Below are 21,685 nucleotides of genomic sequence, written 5' to 3'. Positions count from 1 at the left end.
TTGGTTGGTTGAATAAAGACGGTTACAGAGCATCCTGGCCCTTGGTCTCCGCAAGCCGCTCTGCAGCATTGCGGCCGAAGAGCCAGAACATCGCCGGCGTCAGGAAGGTGTCCAGGAGCGTCGAACTGATCAGGCCGGAAAAGATGACGACAGCAACCGGATGAAGAACCTCGGTGCCCGGCTGCTCGGCTTCGAACAGCAGCGGAGCCAGCGCAAATGCAGTCACGAGCGCAGTCATCAGCACCGGCGCCAGCCGCTCGAGCGAGCCGCGAACAATCATCTTCTGGTCGAAGCTTTCACCTTCGAAACGCATCAGATTGACGTAGTGGCTGACTTTCAGGATGCCGTTGCGGACCGAAATGCCAGCCAGCGTGATGAAGCCCACAAGTGCCGCCACGGAAAGCGGCTGGCCCGAGAGCCACAAGCCCACGACCGCACCCACAAGGGCCAACGGAATGTTCGCCATGATGAGCAGCGAGAGCTTGGTCGACTGGTAGCGGCTGTAGAGCACCACGAACATCAAGGTCAGGGAAACCAGCGACAGCAGGCCGACCAGCCGGGAAGCTTCTTCCTGCGCCTGGAACTGGCCGCCGAGCGTCACGAAGTAGCCTTCGGGCAGCCGGGTCTGCGCCACGACGCGCCGCATGTCTGTCACGATGTCGGAAAGCGCGCGCCCCTGCGCGTTGGCCGACAGGACGATGCGCCGCTTGCCGTCGTCGCGGCTGATTTGATTCGGGCCGTCGCCTTCTTCGATGGAGGCAAGCTTCGACAGCGGGACACGGCCGGACGGCGTCTCGATGAGGATATGCTGCAGCCCTTCTGCGGAGCGTGCGGATTCCGGCAGCTTCACGACCAGCGCGAAACGGCGGCCGCCCTCGACGATCTGCGTGACCTTCTCGCCCTCCACCAGGCTTTGCAGCGCCTTCAGTATCTGGGGCGCCGGGACGCCATACTGCGCCGCGGCCGCATAGTCCACCCGGACCTTGATCTGGGGCGCCAGGACCTGCTTCTCGATCTCCAGGTCGGCGATGCCCGGGATGGCCGCCAGCTTGGCGCGCAACACATCGGCCTGGCCGCGAAGCGTGTCCAGGTCTTCACCAAAGATCTTGATGGCAATCTGCGAGCGCACGCCCGAAAGCATGTGGTCGATGCGGTGCGAGATGGGCTGCCCGATGCCGATCGCGGCCGGCAGGTTCACAAGCCGAGCGCGAATATCGGCGGATATGTCCCCCATCGACCGTGTCAGCTCGCCCGGCGGCTTCAGTCCCACGTCCAGTTCGCTGACGTGCACACCCTCGGCATGCTCGTCGAGTTCGGCGCGCCCGCTTCGGCGCCCGACGTGCGTCACCTCAGGCACCTGCTTGATCAGCACTTCGGCCTGGCGTGCCAGCGCCGCGGTCTCGGCCAGCGTGACGCCGGGGTTCAAGCGCATTCCGACAAGCAAGGTCCCCTCGTTGAAGGGAGGCAGGAATGTCGTCGGGAAGAAGGGCACCGCCGCGAGCGACACCAGCACCGCGATGCAGCCGGCAGCGATGGCGCCCTTGGGTTGGCCGAGCACCTTCTGCAGGCCGCGCGCATACCGCGTCTTCAACCAGGCCAATAGTTTCGTGTCGCCATGGTCGAGCGACTTCATCCGTGGCAGCAGGTAGTACGACAGCACCGGCGTCACGGTCACCGACACGACGAGGCTGGCGAGCGTCGAGACGATGAACGCGACGCCCAGCGGAACGAACAGCCTGCCTTCCATGCCCGGCAATGCGAACAGCGGCACAAAGACGAGAACGATGATGATGGTGGCGTAGAGGATGGATGAGCGAACTTCCATGGTGGCTCGTGCAACGACTTCGACTGGATTGAGCCGATGGTCCGGATGCCTGGCCCGGTCTTCCCTCAAGCGACGGATGGCGTTCTCCAGCCCGACCACCGCGTCGTCGACCAGGCCGCCGACCGCGACGGCCAGGCCTCCCAGCGTCATGGTGTTGATGGAGAGGCCGAAGTACCTGAACACCAGCGCCGCCATCAGGATCGAGACCGGGATGGCGGTGAGAGCGATGACGGTCGGCCGCAGCGTGCCCAGGAAGAAGTACAGAATCACCGCGACGAACACCGACGCCCCGACGAGCTTCCACTTGAGGTTGTCGATCGAAGCCTCGATGAAACTGGCCTGTCTGAAGGTCACTCTCGGCGCGTCCATGCCTGCGGGCAGGGACGCCTTCATGCCGTCCAGGGCGGCCTCGATGGATTGGGTGAGCGAAATGGTGTCCGCCGTGGGCTGCTTCTGGATGCCCAGGATCACGGCGGGCTTGCCCTCGAAGCCCGCGTCGCCGCGCTTGAGCGCGGCAGCGAAGCTGACGTCTGCAATCTGGCGCAGCAGGATGGCCTGGCCATTGCGCGACGTGAGCGCCAGATTCTTGAGGTCGTCGAGCAGCGAGGTGCGGCCCAGATGGCGGATGAGGTATTCCCGGCCGTTGAGCTCCAGGAAGCCGCCCGAGGTGTTGGATGAAAAGCCCTTGAGCGCGGCCTCCAGCTGATCGTGCGTGATGCCCAGCTCTGCCATGCGCGTGGTGTTGGGCTGTACCTGGAACTGCCGTACCTCGCCGCCGATGGGAATCACCTGAGCAACGCCGGGAATCGCCATCAACCGAGGCCGGAGTATCCAGTCCGCGTACTCGCGCACCGCCATCGGCGAGATCTTCGCGGTCTCGACCGGGATCGCGATCTGCATGATCTCGCCCATGATGGAACTGATGGGTCCCATCCGGGGCACCACACCCTCCGCCAAGCCTTCTTCCATCGACGCCAGGCGCTCCGACACCATCTGCCTGGCGCGGAATATCTCGGTGTCCCAGCCAAAGGTCACATAGAGGAACGACAACCCGGCCGAGGACACCGAGCGAACGGTCTCGACGCCGGGCAATCCGTTCATCGTCGTCTCGAGCGGGAAGGTGATGAGCTGTTCCACCTCCTCGGCGGCCATGCCGCCCGCCTCGGTCATGATGGTGACCGTCGGTTTGTTGAGGTCGGGAAACACATCCACCGGTGTGCGCGACAGGGTCCACGCACCATAGGCCATCAACACGACGCTCGTGATCAGCACCAGCAGCCGATTGGACAGGCTGTTACTCAGTAGCCACTTGAACATGCGCGGCTCCCGTCAGCGGACTTGGTTGATGAGGCTTGCGCCTTGCGTCGCCACACGGTCGCCCGCCTTCAGGCCTGAAGTGACCGCTACCGACACGCCGTCGAGCGGCAGGGCGCTCACGACGCGCGGCTCGAACTTCTCCGGCGCGGTCTTGACCCACACGATGGTCTGGTTCGACGGGTTCTTCAACAGCGAGGCCGCCGGAACGGCAATGCCTTCCACCTTCGACCGCGTCTGCACATAGACCTTGACGGGTTGCCCGACCGCCAACTTGGCCAGCGCCGCGCCGCGGGCCGTGAAACTCAGCGGCAGCGCCTGTTCGCGCAGCGTGCGAGCGGCGCCGAGGAACTGAAGCGGTACGCGCTCGTTGCCGATGGCGAGCGTTGCACCTCCGACATTCGCCCCGAGCTCGGCGTCGAAGGAGAGCGCCTCGATGCTCAGCCGACCGGGGTCGACGATGTCATAGATGAGCTCTCTCGCATCGACCACCTGGCCTGCGACCACGTGGGACGAGGCAATGACGCCGGCCACTGGTGCAACCAGTGCTTCCCGTCCGGTAAGGCCAGCACTCACGGCGCTGGCTCGCGCACCCAGGCTGGCGAGTTCTGCCTCGGCTGCTTCGATTTCCTTTCGTGGGACTGTGTCCGACAGCTCCTTGAGCCTGGCCAGGCGCTTTTCAGCAAGTGCCCGAGAGGACCGCAGTTCCGCCAGTTGAGCGGATTGGACCGAGCGCTCCAGCGGGGCCGTGGACGGAACCACGTATGACAGAACCTCGCCTTTGCGAACCGGCTGACCGACCGTGGGCAAGCCTTGCGGACCCGGCTCGACGCGGCCGGCCGTCGTTGCTTGCACCTTGCCCCCGGCGTTCGGGTCCATCGTGACCTTGCCAGCCAGTTCCACGGTGCGCGCCAGTTCCTCGGTATTGGCCACTGCGGTTCGCACGGAGAGCTGCCGCTGCGCCGGCTTCGGAAGGAAGACGCTGCCGTCGGGTTGCCGGCTGGGGCCGTTCGAGCTTGCCGCCGGAGAGGACTCAGCGTGGTTGTGGCCATGTTCGTCTGCAGACCAGGCGGACGCGGCGCAGCCGACAAGGGCAGCGAATATGAACTTTGCAATCACGCTTCACCTCCCACGCGCGCACGTTGAGCGCCGGCGGCGCGTCGCCTGAGCCAGGCAAGCGCTGCGAGTACCAGAACGGCGCCGGTGGCCCACGCCGCGTACTGTGGCCAGCCGCGCTTGCGCGCGTCGTGAGCGGCAGCCTCCTCGTGCAAGTCCAGCTCTCCCGCCAGAAGGTCGGCGTCCTTGCCGGCCACGATGGAGGCGGTGACCGCGATGACGCCAGGCTTGAGTTCTTGCGCAAGAGCGCCCTCGTACTGGCCTTCGGCGTGCTGTTGGAGCGCGACCTTGGCGCCACCGATTTCGAGCTCGACCTTCGCATCTTTCACGGGAGCGTTGTTCTCGAAGCTGTCGAGGTAGACGGTCAGCTGCTTGCCGTTGACCACGCCCACCAGTTCGAAGACTTCGGAGACGGCCGAAAAGCGCGGCAAGGCCGGGCCGCTGGGTGCGGCTGGCGCGCCATGGTCGTGACCGTGTTCGTCGGCTGCCGGGGCCGGCATGGCGCACACGGCGGCCACAAGGCCCAGGCCCGCCAGCATGTTTCTTGGATTCATTGCTTGTTCTTTCATGACTTACTCGGGCAACAGGCCGAGCGATTGGCGCCATTGCGAGATGGCTGCTGCGAGTTCGATGCGGCTGCGAGTCGCCTGGCGTTCGGCGTCGGTGGCCTCCTGTTCGACACGCAGGCGGGTTGGCAGGTCCGTTTCGCCGAGGCGGAAGGACTTCGCAAAGAAGGCGCGTGATTCGCCGGCAAGCCGACTGCGACGCTCCGCCGCCGCGACCGCTGTCGTGAGCGCAGCGACGCGCTCTCTTGCGGCTTGGACCTCCGCCTCGATACGCGCCTGCTCCAATGAAAGCTGGGTCTCGGCTTCGAGCTGTTCGGCACCGGCGGTCGCGATCTTCGATTCGCTGCGGCTGTGAGAACCGAGCGGAATGCGCACACCGACGACGAGCGCTTGGGCGTATCGCTCTCCGAGCTCTGCGCGTTCCCTGGAGACGCCGAGCCTCAACTCGGGATTGGCGCGTGTCTGTGCGCCGGCGAGTTCAGCCTGTCGCCGTGCGACGTCGGCCCGTGCCGCCAGTTCCCGCAGGGTTGGATGCGTGGCATCGGGCATTGCCGCCGGCGGGGCTACTTCAGATATGACCTCATCCCTGGCAGGCGCTGCCTTGCCGGTCAGGGAGATCCAGCGTTGGGCCGCCTGCGACAACGCGACGGTCGCTTCGGCGACCGCGCTGTCGGCCGCAGCCACCGCGCCCTCCGCTTGGTGGCCATCGGAGCGCGCCAGGTCGCCCGCCTTGACGCGCCGAGCGACGTCCGCGGCAAGCTGCTGCGCATTCTCCAGGCGCTGCTGCGCCAGCGAACGCTCGAGGCGAGCGCGCTGATGGGCCCAGTGGGCTTCGCGGACCTCGGCGGCCAGTCGCCACCGCGTTGCGAGCAGCCGCGCCTCCACTGCGTCGGATTCGGCCGAGGCGGCTGCCAGCGAGTGCGAGCGTTCGCGTGGCAGCCATAGCGGCACAGCGACAGTGGCTTCGTACTCGCGAGCACCGCTGTTGTTTGTTGTCCGGTCGCTCTTGGCGGTCAAGTCCAAGGCAGGCGGCTCTGGGCTCCAGCGCTGCGCCGCACGCTCGCCGGCGACTGCAGCGTCGCGGCGCAACGCTGCGGCGCGCTGTTCGGGCTGACGCGCCCATGCGGCTTCAAAGCCTTGCTTGATGGTGTCGCCACCCGTCGGCGGCAGTTGCGCTTGCGCGGGCAATCCGCAGGCCAGAAAGGCAGCTGCCAGCGCACCGGGAATATCCCAGCGTCTTCTTCTCATGTGAAATCTCGTCGCGATGGCGGGCGCGTGTGCCCGCTGGTTCATGAACCCGACGAGGGGCGGCGCACCCGGAGGGCGCCGAAGAAAACACCGCCTCGTCAGCCTGTCAGCTGACGAGCGTCAATGGCGGTCTGAGGAGCGTTTCGACGAAGCGGTCAGGCACTGCTGACGCGTATGGCACGTAGAAGATGCGGTAAGCGGGAGGCCTGGTGCCGTTGTCCGAAGCGGGAATCACGGCCGAGCTCAACCCGTGGCAGACGCCGCAATCGGGGTGGTCCGCGAGCGAGCCCGCCTGGCTGTCGCCCTTTTGCTCATCGGCATGTGCCGCGCCCTGATGCGCGTGCTCGTGATGGCCGAAGTGGGTGGCCTGACCCTGGTCTTCATGCGCGCAGACGCTTGCCGCCGAGGCCCAGGACCACTGGAGCGGTAGCAGGAGCATCAACACGATGTAGAGGATGCGGCGCATGAAGGGCGCGAGTCTAGCAAAGCAGCCGATAGCGCCGGTTCGCGAAGGGTTGTTGTCAGCGTCGATATGCAAACTGCGAAACAGACTGGTTGACAAGTGGGCTATCCGCGATGCACAGCGATCGGCCCCTGGGACGGATTCGTCGCGATGACTGGGCGCCGCTCGCACGCGCAGTCAGTCTTTGGCGTCAAGATCGTTGACCGGGTACGCTTCGCGCATGCACCAACTGCCCGTCCGCCTTCTGCCCGGCTGCGATCTCAGGCTCGCCCTGGAGTCACTGGGTCGTGATCAATTTCAGGATGGTGCCTTCGTCCTTTGCGGGATCGGCAGTCTCATCGATCCAAAACTTCGACTCGCCGGAGAGAGCGAGGAGTCTCGTTACGAGGGGCCATTCGAGATCCTCACGCTGTCTGGCACAGTGACCCGTCAGGGCGCCCATCTGCACATGAGCATCGCGTCTTCAGAAGGACATGTTAGGGGCGGACACGTCGTGTATGGCAACGTGATCAGGACCACCGCCGAACTGCTTCTTGTGCAGGCACCGGAATGGGAGTTGCTGCGCGAGCGTGATGCGGCGACTGGGTTCCTCGAACTGGTTGCGAGTCGTCGGCAAGTCAAGGACAAGCCTTGACCAGTCGGTGTCATTCGTTCAATTGCGCGTCGTGACCGAGTCAACTGCAGAGTTCATGCGATGGCTCCGTGAGGAGTCTTCAGAAAAACGGGTACGGCCCCTCGAACTCACCGATGTAACTGATGTGGCTGACCAGACCCTCTGCCGTCCACAGATGGAGGAGGCACGCCGGAGGGCCAGCATATGAACACGGCTCTGCGCCAGGGGCCAAGCGCAAGGCAATTTGCGTCGTGGTGCTTGGGCACGCCATTACAACCGTGCCGGCCCATCGACGAACCATAGAGCGGTGAACGTGGCCGCAAAGCACAGCTTCGATGTTTTTTCGTCCCTCGATGATCGAAGCCAGTAGACCGCCCTCGAAGTATCGATAGTCGTCCAGATAGGGGATGCCGGAAGTGAACGGCGGGTGGTGCATCAGCACCAGCGTCGGCTTTTCCAGGTCGGCATCCAGCGTGGCCCGAAGCCATTCCAGTCCACCGGCTGTCACGTCCCCGTGGTGCTCGCCCGGTGGGCATGAGTCCAGGGCAACGATTCGCACCGGAAACTCGTCAACACAGTAGTGCAGTGGACCTTCCGCAGGCAGGTAGGCGTGGTTGTAGAACGCCGTGGTGAAGTTCACCCGTTCATCATGGTTCCCAGGAACAATTAGGTAGGGCAAGTCCAGTGCCTTGAGCAACTCGCGCACGTTCGCGTACTCGTCGGCGTGCCCCTCGTCCACGAGATCCCCAGTCAGCAGCACGAGGTCGGGACGGCGATCCAGGCCTCGCAGGTGCTCGATGGCTTCAGCGAACATCCGATTGGAGTCCACGAGGCCTTTGTAAAGCTCGCCCCTTCGGCGCACATGTACATCAGACAGTTGGGCGATCAGCATCGGGGGCCTTGTTCCTGCAGATTGGTCATCCTATCGCCCTACGGACGAACCAGCGTTTGAGTCTGTCAGAACGTCCAAGTCCTTGATGCGCAACGCCCCGGCCTTCGATCCTGGCCGCCGATCGACATCAGGCGTCGCGACGCACGCGCTGGCCCTGCGCATCGATGACTGCTTCTCCGTCTTCCTTCGTGAACGCACCGCGTTGCGGCGACGGAAGAATGTCCAGCACGAGTTCCGACGGCCGGCACAGCCTCGTGCCCAGCGGCGTCACGACGATCGGGCGGTTGATGAGGATCGGGTGCTCCAGCATCAGCTCGATCAGCTGCTCGTCGGTCCATTTAGGGTCGTCGAGGCCGAGCTCGCCGTAGGGCGTCCCTTTCTGGCGCAGCAGTTCGCGTGGCGTGATCCCCATCGCCTTGATCAGGCCGGTCAGGGTATCGCGGCTCGGCGGCGTCTTGAGATATTCGACGACGTGCGGCTCGGCGCCGCTGTTGCGGATCAGGGCCAGCGTGTTGCGCGAGGTGCCGCAGGCCGGGTTGTGAAAGATGGTGATTTCAGGGTCTTGGGATTGCATGCATACTATTATGCAAATATTATTGAACTATGGAAGAGAATGATGTCGTCAGGTCCCTGGCTGCGCTGGCCCAGCCGGTGCGTTTGCAGGTTTTCCGCGCGCTGGTCGTGGCGGGCCCCGGTGGCCTGACCCCCGGTGCGCTGGTCGAAAGCCTGAACGTGGCGGCGACCAGCCTGTCCTTCCATCTCAAGGAGCTGATGCATTCGGGGCTGGTCTCGCAGGAGCGCAACGGCCGCAACCTGATCTATCGCGCTTCCTTCCAGCAGATGGATGCGCTGCTCGGCTATCTCACCGAGAACTGCTGCCAGGGCGAGCAATGCCTCGCCGCGGCGGAACAGGACTGTTCGTGTTGAAGGAGATCCCATGAAGCGATTCCACGTGCACCTCAACGTGCAAGACCTCGAGGCGAGCATCGCCTTCTATTCCAGGCTGTTCGCGTCCGAACCGGCGCGCGTCGAAAGCGACTATGCGAAATGGATGCTCGCGGACCCACCGCTGAATTTCGCGGTCTCGACCCGCGGCGGCGCCCTTGGCGTCGATCATCTGGGCTTTCAGGCGGAGAGCCCGGAAGAGTTGGCCGAACTGAAGGCCCGCGTGCAAGGCGCGGACACGCAGCTTCTCGACGAAGGGGCGACCACCTGCTGCTACGCGCGTAGCGAGAAGCACTGGGTCACCGATCCGCAAGGCGTGGCCTGGGAGCAGTTCCATACGCTCGGCAACATTCCCGTGTTTCGAGAAGCAAAGGCGACGGAGACTACCGTTGCCGCTTGCTGCTCTTCGGCGTCTTCCTCCTGCTGCTGAGTGAATCCACCTGAATGACGACCAACGTCCTCATCCTCTGCACTCACAACTCGGCGCGCAGCGTGCTCGCCGAAGGCATGCTGAACCACCTGGCAGCGAAGGCCGGCAAGGACGTGCGTGCCTTCAGCGCTGGCAGCGCACCCAGCGGACGTCTCAATCCCTTCGCACTGGAAGCGTTGACCAATGTCGATGTTGATGTGTCGTCCTATCGCAGCAAGAGCTGGGACGAATTCGTCGGCGACGACAAGCCGGCGATGCGCATCGTCATCACGGTGTGCGACAGCGCGGCGCAGGAGACCTGCCCGTACTGGCCCGGTAGCCCCGTCAAGGTGCACTGGGGGTATCCCGATCCTTCCAACGCGCTCGGCGACGACGAGGGCAAACGCGTGGCCTTCGAGCTGACACGGCAGGCCATCGCCTACCGCATGACCCAACTGCTGGCCCTGCCGCTGGAATCCATGAGCAACGCAGATCTGCAGCAGGCTCTCACCGCGATCTCGCAGAGCTGACGACATGACGGATCTTCCTCGCAAGCTGCTGGCCGAGATGCTGGGGACGGCGCTCCTGCTCGCCGTGGTGATCGGCTCCGGCATCATGGCCGAGCGCCTGTCCGGCGGAAACACCGCCGTGGCCTTGCTGGCCAATACCCTGGCCACCGTCGGCGGCCTGTACATCCTGATCGAGGTCTTCGGCCCGATCAGCGGCGCGCACTTCAATCCGGCCGTCAGCGCAGTGATGGCCATGCGCCGCGAGCTTCCCGCATCGAGCCTGGTGCCCTACGTGGCAGCGCAGCTCGTGGGCGCGATGCTCGGCGCCTGGCTGGCCCACGCGATGTTCGACATGAGCATCCTGCAGTTCTCGACCAAGCTGCGAAGCGGAACGGGGCAATGGATCGCCGAAGCCGTGGCCACGGCGGGGCTGCTGCTGGTCATCCTGCGCGCCCCGGCAGGCCGTGCGCCGGCCATGGTCGCGGCCTACATCGGCGCTGCCTACTGGTTCACCGCGTCAACTTCGTTCGCCAATCCGGCGGCGGTGTTCGGCCGGATGTTCAGCGACAGCTTTGCCGGCATCGCGCCCGCCAGCGCGCCGGGCTTCGTGCTCGCAGAGTTGATCGGGGCGCTCATCGGCCTGGCCATCCACAACGCCTTCGAGCCGCGCCTGCATCCTGCCGGCCACCCCAACGTGATCGAATCCTCGGGCCAGAATCAGATCGCAGAATGAGCCGGCTCACGACAGTGGCAGCCTTGGGCACCGCGCAGACGCTGGCCTGGGCTTCGTCGTACTACCTGCCCGCCATGCTGGCGGTGCCGATCGCGCTCGATCTGGGCATGGCCCCCTCGACGGTCTTCGCCGCGTTCTCGGTGGCGCTGATCGTCTCTGCCGCGCTCGGGCCCTATGCGGGCCGCGCGATCGACCGCTTCGGCGGGCGACCGGTGTTGATCGCGAGCAATCTCGTGTTCGCCGCCGGCCTGGCTGCGCTGGGATGGGCCGACAGCACGCCGCAGCTGTTCCTGGCCTGGGCGCTCATAGGCATCGCGATGGGCAGCGGGCTCTACGAAGCCGCCTTCGCCACCGTGGTGCGCCTGCACGGCCAGGAGGCGCGCAGCGCCATCACCGGCATCACCTTGTTCGCCGGCTTCGCGAGTACCGTCGGCTGGCCCGTGTCGGCGGCGCTCGAATCGCACTTCGGCTGGCGCGGCGCCTGCATGGCCTGGGCCGGGCTGCACCTGCTGATCGGCTTGCCGCTCAATGCCTGCCTGCCCAGGCTCCCGCGCGCGAACGCGGCGGATGCGGCTGCACCGGCGAAGCCGGAGCCCGCTGCGCTGCTTTCAGAAGCCGAGGCGCGGCGCGCCGCTTTCCTGATGGCCTACGTGTTTGCCGTCACCTGGTTCATCAGCACCGCGATGGCCGCGCACCTGCCGAGCGTGCTGCAAGCGGTCGGTGTGGGCTTCGCGCTGGCCGTGTCCTTCGCCGCGCTGGTCGGGCCGGCGCAGGTGGCGGGACGCGTGCTGGAGTTCACGGTGCTGCAGCGCTTTCATCCGCTGCTGTCGGCGCGCCTGGCTGCCATGGCGCATCCGCTCGGCGCAGTGGCGATCGGGCTCGCGGGCGCGCCGGCCGCGGCAGTGTTCACGGTGCTGCATGGTGCGGGCAACGGCATCCTCACGATCGCGATCGGCACCTTGCCGCTGCTGTTGTTCGGTTCGCAGGGCTACGGCCGGCGGCAGGGGCTGCTCATGGTGCCCGCGCGCCTGGTGCAGGCAGGCGCACCCTTTCTCTTCGGCCTGAGCCTGGACCGCTGGGGCGCCGGTGCGCTGTGGCTGTCGGCCTTGCTGGGGCTCTCGGCCTGTGCTGCGCTGTGGTGGATGCCGGCGGGAGCGCGGAGCAGCCCGGCCGGCGGTGCGCGCTGAGTTCAACCCGCTGTGGAAAGCTTCCACAGCGCTGCACCCGGAAAGCGGCCCAGGGCGGCAGAGAGGCGGATGGCTCCGCCCTGCACGACGATCGTCTCGCCGGTCAGCACGTTCGCGAAAGCAGCACCGTCGGCCGTGTCCGGCAGGCGCACGCTCGTGTCCTGCCACGCCTCGCCGAGCGGCGGTTCGCCCTCGGCGCTGTCGAGGCCGGTGAAAAGCCGCCCTGCGATCACAACCAGCGTCTGCTCTTTGTGACGGCGCGCGAAAGCGACCACATGCGCGGCCTGCACGCCGCTGGCGCCCAGGGGCTCGTAGCGTCCCTCCCGGAACAGCACAGGCTGCGCGCGCCGAAGCGACAGCATGCGCCAGACGAGCCAGAGCTTGGCCCGGCCGTCGTGGGGCTCGCGCGCGAGCGCATTCACGCGCGCCGGCATGTCGGGCGCCTTCGCCAGCGCCTCGAGCTCGTTCAGGCGCTGCTCGCGAAGGCGGAAATCCACCGGACGGCGGTTGTCGGGATCGACCAGGCTCAGGTCCATCAGTTCATTGCCCTGGTACAGGTCGGGCACGCCGGGCGACCCGTACTTCAGCAGGGCGAGCGAGAGGCTGTTCAACGCGCCGAACCAGGCGAGCCTGGCGCCCATGATCTTCAGCTCGTCGAGAAAACGGTTGTCGGCTCCAGGCCTGAACAGCGCGCGCACGAAACCCTCGAGGGCGCGCTCGTAGCCTTCGTTGGGATAGGTCCATCGGGTGTTGAGCTTGGACTCGCGTGCCGCCTTCTGCATGTAGCGCACGATGCGTTCGACATAAGGCTCGCGCGCCGCGTCGTCCAGTCCGCCCGGTGGCAGCGTGCCCAGCAGCGTCTGGTAGAGCAGGTACTCGTCGGCGGCCGAAGGCGCGCCGGCCGGTGCGCCCCGGGCTTCCAGCCGCCTGCGTACCGGCCGGGTGAAGCCGTGCCAGCGTCGCAGCGCCAGGCGCCAGGCGGCCGGCATCTCCGACAGCACGTCGATGCGGCAGCGCACGTCCTCGGAGCGCTTGTTGTCGTGCGTGGAGGTGGCAAGCATGGTATGCGGCCAGCGCCGGCCGCGATCGGCGCTGGCCTCGTGGAACTCGGCAACCGTCCTGCCGAAGCGCGCCGGCTCGCCGCCGACTTCGTTGAGCGAGCTCAAGGGAAAGTAGCGATAGAAGGCAGTGTCCTCCACGCCCTTGGCCGTGACCGGTGAAGTGAACTGCTGGAAACGGATCGCCAGGCGCAGCACGCGCTGCTGGAGTTCGTCATCGGCGCCGGATACCGCGCGTCCGAGCAGCATCTGCTGCACGAAGTCATAGATTGTGAGATCGGCATCCTGGCTGCCGCGCTCCGCCTCACGCCGGGCCCAGGCGATGAAGCGCTCGTCCTGCGCGGAGGGCGCATCGATGATGTAGGTCCGGTAGACCGGCAGGCAGGCCGCGATCTCGCCGAGCGCACGGCGCAGCGCGTTGAAGGTGTAGTCGCGCGTGCGCCGATCGGCCCGCGCGATGCGCAGCAGTTCGGTGGCCAGCACGGTGAGCTCCGAGGCCAGCGCGCTCTGCATGATGTCGCGCTTGCCGTCGCGCGCTAGGGCCTCGAAGTCTTTCTCGACGCCGGTGAAATTGCGCCAGATCTTCTCGAACTTCGTGGCCGCGGCAGTGTCGACGAACAGGCCGTTGGCCACGTTGGCGAAGCGGTAGCCGGTTGTGCCGTGCACGTGCCAGTCTTCGGGCACCTCCTCGTCTTCGGCGACGATCTTTTCCGCCACCACGTAGAGCGGGCGCGCGGGCCGGCCTGCCGCATCGTGCGCTGTCAGCAGCAGGCCAGCGCGCCGCGCATAGCCTTCCTGGAGCTGGCGGAAGTAGCGCGCCGGATCGTAGAGGCCGTCCGGATGATCGATGCGCAAGCCCTCCACGCGGCCGGACGCGGCCAGGTCGAGCGCGAAGGACTGCGTGGCCTCGAACACCTCGTCGCGTTCCATGCGCAGCCCGGCGAGCGAATTGATGTCGAAGAAGCGGCGGTAGTTGATCTCGTCCGCGGCCACGCGCCAATAGGCGAGCCGCCAGGCCTGCGTTTCGATCAGCGCATGCAGCTCGTCGCGCATGCCCGGCAGGTTGAGCTCGGCCACCCGCGCCGTGATCGCGCGTGCCACGTCCGGATTGCGGGCGGCAAGACGGGACAGATCGGCCTTGAGCAGTTCCTTGTCGCGCGCTCGCTCGGCGCGGGCGACGGGATCCTCGGCATCGCGGCCCGGCAGCCGGCCGAAGGCGGAGGCCGTGCTGGCCAGGCGCGCCGCGAGCTCCGCATCGCCCTGCTGCGTCTCGGCGCCCGCGAGCACGCGCGGATAGCTCTCCGGCGCCAGCGGAAAGCGGTGTTCGAAGTAGTGCAGCGCCAGGCTTCCGGCTTCCTCGTCGAAGCGCAGCACCAGATCGCCGCTGGTGAGCACGTCGCCATAGTGGTCACCCAGCACCGGCACCAGCACCTTGCCCGCGAGCTCGGGATTGAGCGGCTGCCAGTCGATGTCGAAGTGCTGCGCGAACAGCGAAGCGGGTCCGTTCTCCAGCACGTCCATCCACCATGCGTTGTCGGCGCCCATCACGCCCATGTGGTTGGGCACCAGGTCCAGCAGCTGGCCCATGCCGTGTTCGCGCAAGGCCGCGACGAAGCGATCGAAGCCTTCGCGCCCGCCGAGTTCGGGGTTGATCTCGTCGTGTGCGACGACGTCGTAGCCATGCATGCTGCCCGCGCGGGCGCGCTGGATCGGCGAGCAGTAGATGTGGCTCACGCCCAGGCGGGCGAGGTAGGGGAGGATGCGAATGGCATCGTCGAAGCCGAAGTCCTTGTGGAACTGGAGCCGGTAGGTGGCGCGCGGCACCAGGGTGCTGCTGCCGCGGCGCTCGCTGCCGGGCGCGCGGCGCGGCCGCGATGCGGCCATGGTGGTGCACAGGCCCGAGACTTCTTCGCTCGCCGCCAGCGCCTGCAGATCCAGCGGCAGTTTGCGCTGCCAGTTCGGCTGCTCCGCGGTGGTGCCGGGCATGTTGACCTGGTCCGTGACGCCGAGCGCGTCCTCGAACTGCACCATCATGATCGTCGAGGGTGCAGCGGCAAGAAAGGCGTGGACCGCCTCCACCGTGCGCGGCGCCGGCGTTGGGCGGCCCGTGGCCTCGGCGACTTCCTCGGCCGACAGCAGACCCGCGTGCTCGAGCTGCAGAAGCAGCCCCACGCGCTCCCGCGCGCGATCGCGGAGCTGCTTCTCGAACAGCGCCAGCTCGGGAAACAGGCCGAGCTGCAGCCGCAACCGCAGGTCCTCTCCGCTCCACCATCCGGCGAGGGTCGGCAGATCGTGCGTGCCGATCGCGGCCAGCGCGTCGGGCGGGTAGTCGGCCGCGGACTTGAACTCGCCGTCGTCGGTGCGTTCGAAGAACAGCACGCGGTAGGACAGCACGTCCACGCGCGCCAGCGCCTCGCGCATCTCCGGCGCCACCGTGCCCAGGTCTTCGCCGATCACCATGCAGCGGTTGCGCCGGCTCTCCAACGCGACGATCGCGAGCAGCTCGGCTAGCGCGTAGTGCACGTAGGCGCCATCGGTGGCGCTTCGTCCGGGCGGTATCCAGAACAGGCGCATCAGCCCCATCACGTGGTCGATGCGCAGCGCGCCGGCGCTCTTCATATTGGCGCGCAGCGTGTCGATGAAGAGGCGGTAGCGGTCGGCGCGCAGGCGATCCGGCCGGAGCGGCGGCAGGCCCCAGCCCTGGCCTCCGGGATTGAACTCGTCCGGCGGCGCGCCCACGCTGGCTTCGGCAGCAAAGCAAGTGCGTTCGCTCCAGACCTCGGAGCCCGCGCGGTCCACCGACACCGCCAGATCGAGGTACAGGCCGACGCCCAGCCCCAGCGCCTTGCAGCGCGCGTTGGCACGCTCGAGCTGGCATTCGGCCAGCCATTGCAGGTACTGGTGGTACTGCACGCGCTCGGCATGCTGCTGTGCGAAGGCGGCGACCTCGGCGCCGGCCGGATCGCGAAAGGCCTCGGGCCATGCCGGCCAGCCCCAAACCGCGTCGTCGGCCGCGTGGAAGTGGGCCTGCAGCGCCTCGAACAGGGCGTGGCCGTACAGCGCTTCGCCGCCTTCGGCCACGAAGGCCAGGAAGGCGCGGCCCGCATCGTCGCGCGCGTTGCGGCCGTCGGCTGACAGATGCTGTTCGCGAAACTGCGCGTAAAGAAGCTTCAGCACCTCGAACTTCGCTGCGGCCACGGCCGCGTAGTCGACCAGCGGCGCTTCGCGCAGGCGCGCGAGCCGGGTCTGGAATTCGAGCGAGTGCACGAGCTGCCGGGCCGCGTCGCAGGCGGCGAAGCCATCGACCGCCTCGACGTCGATGTAGAGCACATTGAGATGCCGGCGCGAGGACGGGCTGTAGGGACTCGCATGGGCCGGGTTGTGCGGGAAGAGGGCGTGCAGCGGATTGAGTCCGACGATGTCGGCGCCGCGCGCGGCCATCTGCGTGACCAGCTGCTCAAGATCGCCGAAGTCGCCGATGCCCCAGTTGCGCGCAGAACGCAGCGCATACAGCTGCACCGCGGGCCCCCAGATGCGGCCGCCGTCCTGCAATGCCGCCGGGCGCCAGCAGCGTGCGGGGGCGCTCACGATCAGCATCTCGCCGACCGGGCCGGCCAGGCCCTCGATGCTGAGGCGGTGGTAGCCGGCCGGCAGCGCAAGCGAAAACGAGAGCTCGCGCTCGCACCAGCGCACGCCATCGAGCTCGGCGTGCGCAAGCTCGGGCAGGGCCAGCACGTCGAGTTCGCCCTGGTGCCGCGGGCCGGATTCCTCGTCCAGCTGCCAGCGCAGCCGGCCGGTCGTTGCGGGAAGGCGCAAGTGCAGTTGCCACGTCGGCGCCGCAGCTTGGATCGCATGCACCGGCGGCAGGCCTTGCGTCCATGCGGCGCGGCGGGCCGCGGCGAGCGCGTCCTCGGCCGTCGTGGTGGCATCGATGCGGACGTCGAGCTCCGCCAGCAAGGCGACCAGGCTGTCGCGCGGCACCGGACGGCGCGTTCGCCAGACGTCCTCGTAGTCGGTGGCGATGCCGAAGTGCGCACACAGCGGGCCCAGCGCTTCGTCGTCGTCGACGATGCGCGCGGGCTCAGTCAAGGCGGACCTCCTCCTGCAGCGTCGTATGCACCGCGCCGGGCGCCAGGTTCAGCGGCGTGGCATTCGTGGTCTGCGCCGCACCGATGGACCAGAGCAGGTCGCCGGGCGGCGCCGCGCATGCCATTTCCTCGAGGCCGAAGTTCGCGAGCAGATGCAGCGCTGCCGCCGACCCGAGCGTCCAGTCGACCTGCAGCAACGCGCCCTCGCAGTGGAAACGGCCGGCGCCGCGCTGGCCCGCCAGCAGGGGCACCAGGCGCTGCTGTCGCAGGGCCAGCAGTTCGCGCAGCTCGGCGAGGCGGGCGCTGTGATGGGGGACATCCCGCTCCTCCCAGCGCAGCTTGGACGCCATGAAGGTGGACTCGGCATTGGGATCGGGAATGCGCGAACGCGCCGCCTCGTCCTTGAAGGCGGCGAAGCGGCCGAACTCCTCGCGCCGGCCGCGCGAGACGGCGGCGGCGAGCTCGGGTCCGAAGTCGCAGAAGTACTGGAACGGCGTCGACGCCGCGAATTCCTCGCCCATGAACAGCATCGGCACATGCGGCGACAGCAGCACGCAGGCCATGGCCGCGCGCAGCATCGCCGCGTCGCCCAGCCTGTGAATGCGTTCGCCGAAGGCGCGGTTGCCGACCTGGTCGTGCGTTTGCAAGAAGGAAACGAAAGCGGCGAGCGGCAGGTGCGTGGACGGCTCGCCGCGCGGCTCGCCGTTGCGAAAGTGCGAAGGCTGGCCCTGGTAGATGAAGCCTTCGGCCAGCGCGCGCCCGAAGCGCGCCACCGGCGCGTCGGCATAGTCGGCGTAGTAGCCGTCGGCCTCGCCGGTGACCAGCACGTGGGCCGCATGGTGGAGGTCGTCGTTCCATTGGGCCGTGCCCGCGAGCGGAACGCCGCGGGCGTCGCGCTCGAGCAGTGAAGCCTGGTTCGCATCGTTCTCCAGCACCACGTGCACATGCCGCTCGCGGCCCGGCCCGTCGTGCAGCGCCTCGCAGATCTCGCGCACGATGTGCTTGCCGGAATCGTCACGTATGGCGTGGATCGCGTCCATCCGCAGGCCGTCGAAGCCGAACTCCTCGACCCAGTAGAGCGCGTTGTGGATGAAGAAGTCGCGCACCGTCCGGGCCGCCTCGCCGTCGTAGTTGATGGCCGAACCCCACGGCGTCTGGTGCGCGGGGTTGAAGAACTGCGGGCAGTAGGCGTGCAGGTAGTTGCCCTCGGGGCCGAAGTGGTTGTAGACCACGTCGATCAGCACCATCAGGCCGAGCCCGTGGGCGTCGTCGACCAGCGCCTTGAGCTCGTCCGGCGTGCCGTAGGCGGCGTCCGGCGCAAAGGGCAGCACGCCGTCGTAGCCCCAGTTGCGCTGGCCCGGAAAGTCGGCCAGCGGCATGAGCTCGACCGCGGTGATGCCCAGCTCGGCCAACGCGTGAAGGCGCTGCCGCGCGGCCGCGAAAGTGCCTTCGGCCGTGAAGGTGCCGACGTGCAGTTCGTAGACCACCGCCTCCTCCCACGGCCGGCCGCGCCAGGCCCGGTGCTGCCATGCATAGGCCGCCGGGTCGACGACGCGGCTCGCGCCGTGCACGTCCTCCGGGTTGAAGCGCGAGGCCGGGTCCGGCACGCGCAGGCCGTCCGGCAAGCGGAAGCGATAGCTGTCGCCGGGCCGCGCCTCGTCCAGGTCGAGGCGGTGCCAGCCTTCCGCGTCGTGCAGCATGCGATGCGTGCGCGCGCCGGCGTCGGGCCCGTGCTCCAGCATCACCAGTTCGACGGCCGGTGCCCAAAGTGCGAAGCGCACGCCGCCCTCGGGCAGGACGCCGGCGCCGAAGGGCATGGGATGCACGCGCTTCACTCGGCGTTCTCCGCAGGGCGCGCGGCGCGGCTCAGCAACACGAAGGACCGTCCTTGCAGCGGGTAGCTCGGCGAGGTCCAGGCCGGTGCTTCGCCGCAGGCGGCCTCGTTCTCGTCGGGCGGCAGGGCCTGCGTCGCGGTGTCGAGCATGAGGCGCCATGCGCCCTGGCCCCCGGACGGCAGCGTGAACGCGATCTCGTCGTGGTGGGCGTTGAAGAGCAGCAGGAAGTCGTCGTCGCGCAGCGCCTCGCCGCGCGGTCCCCGCTCGGTGATGCCGTTGCCGGAGATCAGCATCGCGAAGCATCTCGCATGGGCATCGTTCCAGTCTTCCGGCGTCATTTCGAGGCCGTCCGGCTTGAGCCAGCACACGTCCTTGACCGCGCTGCCTTCCAGCGGCTTGCCATGAAAAAAATTGCGGCGGCGAAAGGAGGGATGCGCGCGCCGCAGCGCGATCACGCGCTGCATGAAGGCGAACAGCGCGTCGCCCTCCGGCGTCGGATTCCAGTCCAGCCAGGCCGTTTCGTTGTCCTGGCAGTAGATGTTGTTGTTGCCGTTCTGGGTGTGGCCGCGCTCGTCGCCGGCCAGGATCATCGGCACGCCCTGCGACAGCAGCAGCGTGGCGATGAGGTTGCGCTTCTGCCGCTCGCGCAGCGCCTGGATCTCCGGGTCGTCGCTCGGCCCTTCGAAGCCGCAGTTCCAAGACAGGTTGTGGCTGTTGCCGTCGCGGTTGTCCTCGCCGTTGGCCTCGTTGTGCTTCTCGTTGTAGGAGACCAGGTCCTGCAGCGTGAAGCCGTCGTGCGCGGTGACGAAGTTGATGCTGGCATGCGGCCGCCGGCCCGACCAGCCGTACAGGTCCTGCGAGCCCGTGAGGCGTTGCGCAAGATCGCCCATCACGCCGTCGTCGCCCTTCCAGTAGCCGCGCACGCCGTCGCGGAAGCGGTCGTTCCACTCGGCCCAGCCGTAGGGGAAGTTGCCGACCCGGTAGCCCCCGTGGCCGAGGTCCCAGGGTTCGGCGATCAGCTTCACGCGGTTGAGCGTGGGGTCCTGGCGGATCGCATCGAAGAAGCCGCCGAGGTTTTCGACCTTGCCGGATTCGCGCGCCAGCGCCGCGGCGAGGTCGAAGCGGAAGCCGTCCACGTGCATCTCCTCGACCCAGTAGCGCAGCGAGTCCATCACCAGCTGCAGCGCGCGCGGATGCTCCAGGTTCACGGTGTTGCCGCAGCCGGTGAAATCGTCGTAGAAGCGGCGGTTGTCGGCGGTGGTGATGTAGTAGGAGGCGTTGTCGACGCCGCGCATGGACAGCGTCGGCCCGAGATGGTTGCCTTCGCAGCTGTGGTTGTAGACCACGTCGAGGATGACCTCGATGCCTGCCGAGTGCAGCGTCTTCACCATGGTCTTGAACTCCTTGACCTTGAGCGAGGCGCAATAGCGCATCTCGGGCGCGAAGTAGGCCAGGGTGTTGTAGCCCCAGTAGTTCTGCAGCCCTTTCTCCGCCAGGTGGTGGTCGTTCAGGAAGCTGTGCACCGGCAGCAGCTCGACGGTGGTCACGCCGAGGCGCTTCAGGTAGTCGACCACCGGCGCCGAACCGAGTGCCGCATAGGTGCCGCGCAGGTCCGGTGGCACCTCGGGGTGGGTCATCGTGAAGCCGCGCACGTGCAGCTCGTAGATCACCATGTCCTGCCACGAGATGTGCGGGCGGCGGTCGTCGCCCCAGGTGAATGCGGGCTCGAGCACGCGCCCCTTGGGCATCAGCGGCGCGCTGTCGCGGCGGTCGAAGGACAGGTCCTCGCGCTTGCTCCCGACGGTGTAGCCGTACAGCGCGTCGCCCCAGCGCAGTTGCCCGATCGTGTCCTTGGCATAGGGGTCGAGCACCAGCTTGTGCGGATTGAAGCGATGCCCCTCCTCGGGCTTGTAGGGCCCGTGCACGCGATAGCCGTAGGCCAGCCCCGGGCGCGCCTCGGGCAGGTAGCAGTGCCAGATGTCGTCGGTGCGCTCGCGCATCGCGATGCGCAGCCGCTCGTGGCGGCCCTTCTCGTCGAAGAGGCAGAGCTCGACCTTGTGCGCATGCTGCGAGAAGAGCGCGAAGTTGACGCCCTGGCCGTCCCAGTGGGCGCCGGGCGGATAGGGGCGGCCGGGCCAGACTGCGGTGATCTGATCGTTGGTCTTCATCTAGGGAGCTTGTCGTCTGGGCCGTCGCCGGGGTTCTTGCGCTCGCGCGGCCACCATTGCTCGATGCGCTCCGCGGCCCAGTCCTTGCCGCCCAGACCGAAGGCGAGCGCCAGCGCGAAGACCACGCCGGCCAGGATCACGAGGAAGCTTTCGCGAACGATGTCGCCGCCGACCTTGATCTGGTCGAGCGCGATCAGCACCACGAACACCATGATCGCGTACTGCGCGAGCTTGCCGAGGAACACGGCGTCCTGCAGCTTGATGTTGCGGCCATAGGTGGCGACGCTGTCGCCGACGAAGCGCGCAAAGTAGGAGCCGAAGGCCAGCACCAGCAGGGCCACGAAGATGTTGGGAACGAACCAGACCACGCGGCCCAGCAGGTCGGTGATGTAGGTCAGGCCGAGGCCGTTGAAGGCGATCAGGAGCGCGGCGAGGATCACCAGCCAGTACACCAGCACGCCGAACAGGCTGGTGGTGTCGCCGGGCATTCCGCCCTGCCGCAGGAAGTTGTCGAGGCCGGCGCGTTCGGTGAGCACGTTGAAGTTGATCGCGCGCAGGGCCTTGACGACAGTGAAGCGCGCCAGCTTGGCGAGCAGCCAACCGCCGAGCACCACGATCAGCGCGATCAGAAGACGCGGCAGGAATGCGCCGATCTGGAACAGGATGGCCCGCAAGGGCTCCAGGTGGATTCCGAAGCTTTCCATGATGCGTTTCTC

Annotated in this window: 17 protein-coding genes; 6 read left to right on the top strand and 11 right to left on the bottom strand. The window is 67.2% G+C overall.

Features of this window, described 5'->3' with window-relative positions:
* Window positions 1-22: 22 nt before the first annotated feature.
* From BLS74_RS24270 to BLS74_RS24250, 5 genes are all read right to left on the bottom strand, one after another.
* Window positions 23-3,142: an efflux RND transporter permease subunit gene (locus BLS74_RS24270; protein ID WP_093109714.1), complete on the bottom strand. Its 3,120-nt coding sequence runs from the start codon at window positions 3,140-3,142 to the stop codon at window positions 23-25.
* Window positions 3,143-3,154: 12 nt separating this feature from the next.
* The gene (locus BLS74_RS24265) at window positions 3,155-4,258 is read right to left on the bottom strand and encodes an efflux RND transporter periplasmic adaptor subunit (protein ID WP_093109713.1); all 1,104 of its coding nucleotides are present in this window, start codon (window positions 4,256-4,258) and stop codon (window positions 3,155-3,157) included.
* Window positions 4,255-4,809 (bottom strand): hypothetical protein, encoded by a 555-nt coding sequence (locus tag BLS74_RS24260; RefSeq protein ID WP_093109712.1) that lies wholly within the window; start codon window positions 4,807-4,809, stop codon window positions 4,255-4,257. Before BLS74_RS24260 ends, BLS74_RS24265 begins: the two co-directional genes overlap by 4 nt.
* 18 nt (window positions 4,810-4,827) lie before the next feature.
* Window positions 4,828-6,069 (bottom strand): TolC family protein, encoded by a 1,242-nt coding sequence (locus tag BLS74_RS24255; RefSeq protein ID WP_093109711.1) that lies wholly within the window; start codon window positions 6,067-6,069, stop codon window positions 4,828-4,830.
* A gap of 106 nt (window positions 6,070-6,175) precedes the next feature.
* Complete coding sequence (locus tag BLS74_RS24250; protein ID WP_093109710.1) at window positions 6,176-6,535, bottom strand: DUF2946 family protein; 360 nt, start codon at window positions 6,533-6,535, stop codon at window positions 6,176-6,178.
* Between the two features lie 217 nt (window positions 6,536-6,752).
* Between BLS74_RS24250 and BLS74_RS24245 the strand changes: the two genes are divergently transcribed.
* Entirely contained in the window at window positions 6,753-7,166 is a 414-nt protein-coding gene (locus BLS74_RS24245) for a PPC domain-containing DNA-binding protein (protein ID WP_093109709.1), read from the top strand.
* Between the two features lie 79 nt (window positions 7,167-7,245).
* Here BLS74_RS24245 and BLS74_RS24240 read toward each other — a convergent pair whose 3' ends face one another.
* Window positions 7,246-8,037 (bottom strand): phosphodiesterase, encoded by a 792-nt coding sequence (locus BLS74_RS24240; protein ID WP_093109708.1) that lies wholly within the window; start codon window positions 8,035-8,037, stop codon window positions 7,246-7,248.
* Between the two features lie 127 nt (window positions 8,038-8,164).
* Complete coding sequence (gene arsC / locus BLS74_RS24235) at window positions 8,165-8,611, bottom strand: arsenate reductase (glutaredoxin) (RefSeq protein ID WP_093109707.1); 447 nt, start codon at window positions 8,609-8,611, stop codon at window positions 8,165-8,167.
* Between the two features lie 29 nt (window positions 8,612-8,640).
* Here arsC and BLS74_RS24230 point away from each other — a divergent pair, with 29 nt between their 5' ends.
* Genes BLS74_RS24230 through BLS74_RS24210 form a run of 5 tightly spaced genes read left to right on the top strand, consistent with a single transcriptional unit; the run spans window position 8,641 to window position 11,820 of the window.
* Window positions 8,641-8,964, top strand: a complete 324-nt coding sequence (locus tag BLS74_RS24230; protein ID WP_093109706.1) for an ArsR/SmtB family transcription factor — start codon at window positions 8,641-8,643, stop codon at window positions 8,962-8,964.
* Window positions 8,965-8,974: 10 nt separating this feature from the next.
* Window positions 8,975-9,412: an ArsI/CadI family heavy metal resistance metalloenzyme gene (locus BLS74_RS24225; RefSeq protein WP_093109705.1), complete on the top strand. Its 438-nt coding sequence runs from the start codon at window positions 8,975-8,977 to the stop codon at window positions 9,410-9,412.
* Window positions 9,413-9,426: 14 nt separating this feature from the next.
* Window positions 9,427-9,921 (top strand): arsenate reductase ArsC, encoded by a 495-nt coding sequence (locus tag BLS74_RS24220; RefSeq protein ID WP_093109704.1) that lies wholly within the window; start codon window positions 9,427-9,429, stop codon window positions 9,919-9,921.
* A gap of 4 nt (window positions 9,922-9,925) precedes the next feature.
* Window positions 9,926-10,633 (top strand): MIP/aquaporin family protein, encoded by a 708-nt coding sequence (locus tag BLS74_RS24215; protein ID WP_093109703.1) that lies wholly within the window; start codon window positions 9,926-9,928, stop codon window positions 10,631-10,633.
* The gene (locus BLS74_RS24210; RefSeq protein ID WP_093109702.1) at window positions 10,630-11,820 is read left to right on the top strand and encodes an MFS transporter; all 1,191 of its coding nucleotides are present in this window, start codon (window positions 10,630-10,632) and stop codon (window positions 11,818-11,820) included. Before BLS74_RS24215 ends, BLS74_RS24210 begins: the two co-directional genes overlap by 4 nt.
* A 2-nt stretch (window positions 11,821-11,822) precedes the next feature.
* Here BLS74_RS24210 and BLS74_RS24205 read toward each other — a convergent pair whose 3' ends face one another.
* Genes BLS74_RS24205 through BLS74_RS24190 form a run of 4 tightly spaced genes read right to left on the bottom strand, consistent with a single transcriptional unit; the run spans window position 11,823 to window position 21,673 of the window.
* Window positions 11,823-16,967 carry a malto-oligosyltrehalose synthase gene (locus BLS74_RS24205; protein ID WP_093109701.1) on the bottom strand — a complete coding sequence of 1,715 codons (5,145 nt, stop codon included), beginning with the start codon at window positions 16,965-16,967 and terminating at the stop codon, window positions 11,823-11,825.
* On the bottom strand, window positions 16,960-18,801 hold the full coding sequence (gene treZ / locus BLS74_RS24200) for a malto-oligosyltrehalose trehalohydrolase (protein ID WP_093109700.1): 1,842 nt from the start codon (window positions 18,799-18,801) through the stop codon (window positions 16,960-16,962). The genes BLS74_RS24205 and treZ overlap by 8 nt, the downstream gene beginning before the upstream one ends.
* A complete protein-coding gene (gene glgX, locus BLS74_RS24195; RefSeq protein ID WP_093109699.1) occupies window positions 18,798-20,969 on the bottom strand; it encodes a glycogen debranching protein GlgX in 2,172 nt (723 codons plus the stop codon). The genes treZ and glgX overlap by 4 nt, the downstream gene beginning before the upstream one ends.
* Window positions 20,966-21,673 (bottom strand): mechanosensitive ion channel family protein, encoded by a 708-nt coding sequence (locus BLS74_RS24190; protein WP_093109698.1) that lies wholly within the window; start codon window positions 21,671-21,673, stop codon window positions 20,966-20,968. Before BLS74_RS24190 ends, glgX begins: the two co-directional genes overlap by 4 nt.
* Window positions 21,674-21,685 lie beyond the last annotated feature (12 nt).

This window comes from Variovorax sp. CF079, assembly GCF_900101545.1.
Taxonomy (GTDB): Bacteria; Pseudomonadota; Gammaproteobacteria; order Burkholderiales; family Burkholderiaceae_C; genus Variovorax.
The sequence above is the reverse complement of the archived record's forward strand: the minus strand, read 5'-3'. Positions and strand labels throughout refer to the sequence as shown.

Coding starts and splice junctions, on each gene's coding strand:
- BLS74_RS24270 (WP_093109714.1), bottom strand. CDS start 3,142: ATGTTCAAGTGGCTACTGAGTAACAGCCTGTCCAATCGGCTGCTGGTG.
- BLS74_RS24260 (WP_093109712.1), bottom strand. CDS start 4,809: ATGAATCCAAGAAACATGCTGGCGGGCCTGGGCCTTGTGGCCGCCGTG.
- BLS74_RS24255 (WP_093109711.1), bottom strand. CDS start 6,069: ATGAGAAGAAGACGCTGGGATATTCCCGGTGCGCTGGCAGCTGCCTTT.
- BLS74_RS24250 (WP_093109710.1), bottom strand. CDS start 6,535: ATGCGCCGCATCCTCTACATCGTGTTGATGCTCCTGCTACCGCTCCAG.
- BLS74_RS24245 (WP_093109709.1), top strand. CDS start 6,753: ATGCACCAACTGCCCGTCCGCCTTCTGCCCGGCTGCGATCTCAGGCTC.
- BLS74_RS24240 (WP_093109708.1), bottom strand. CDS start 8,037: ATGCTGATCGCCCAACTGTCTGATGTACATGTGCGCCGAAGGGGCGAG.
- arsC (WP_093109707.1), bottom strand. CDS start 8,611: ATGCAATCCCAAGACCCTGAAATCACCATCTTTCACAACCCGGCCTGC.
- BLS74_RS24230 (WP_093109706.1), top strand. CDS start 8,641: ATGGAAGAGAATGATGTCGTCAGGTCCCTGGCTGCGCTGGCCCAGCCG.
- BLS74_RS24225 (WP_093109705.1), top strand. CDS start 8,975: ATGAAGCGATTCCACGTGCACCTCAACGTGCAAGACCTCGAGGCGAGC.
- BLS74_RS24220 (WP_093109704.1), top strand. CDS start 9,427: ATGACGACCAACGTCCTCATCCTCTGCACTCACAACTCGGCGCGCAGC.
- BLS74_RS24215 (WP_093109703.1), top strand. CDS start 9,926: ATGACGGATCTTCCTCGCAAGCTGCTGGCCGAGATGCTGGGGACGGCG.
- BLS74_RS24210 (WP_093109702.1), top strand. CDS start 10,630: ATGAGCCGGCTCACGACAGTGGCAGCCTTGGGCACCGCGCAGACGCTG.
- glgX (WP_093109699.1), bottom strand. CDS start 20,969: ATGAAGACCAACGATCAGATCACCGCAGTCTGGCCCGGCCGCCCCTAT.
- BLS74_RS24190 (WP_093109698.1), bottom strand. CDS start 21,673: ATGGAAAGCTTCGGAATCCACCTGGAGCCCTTGCGGGCCATCCTGTTC.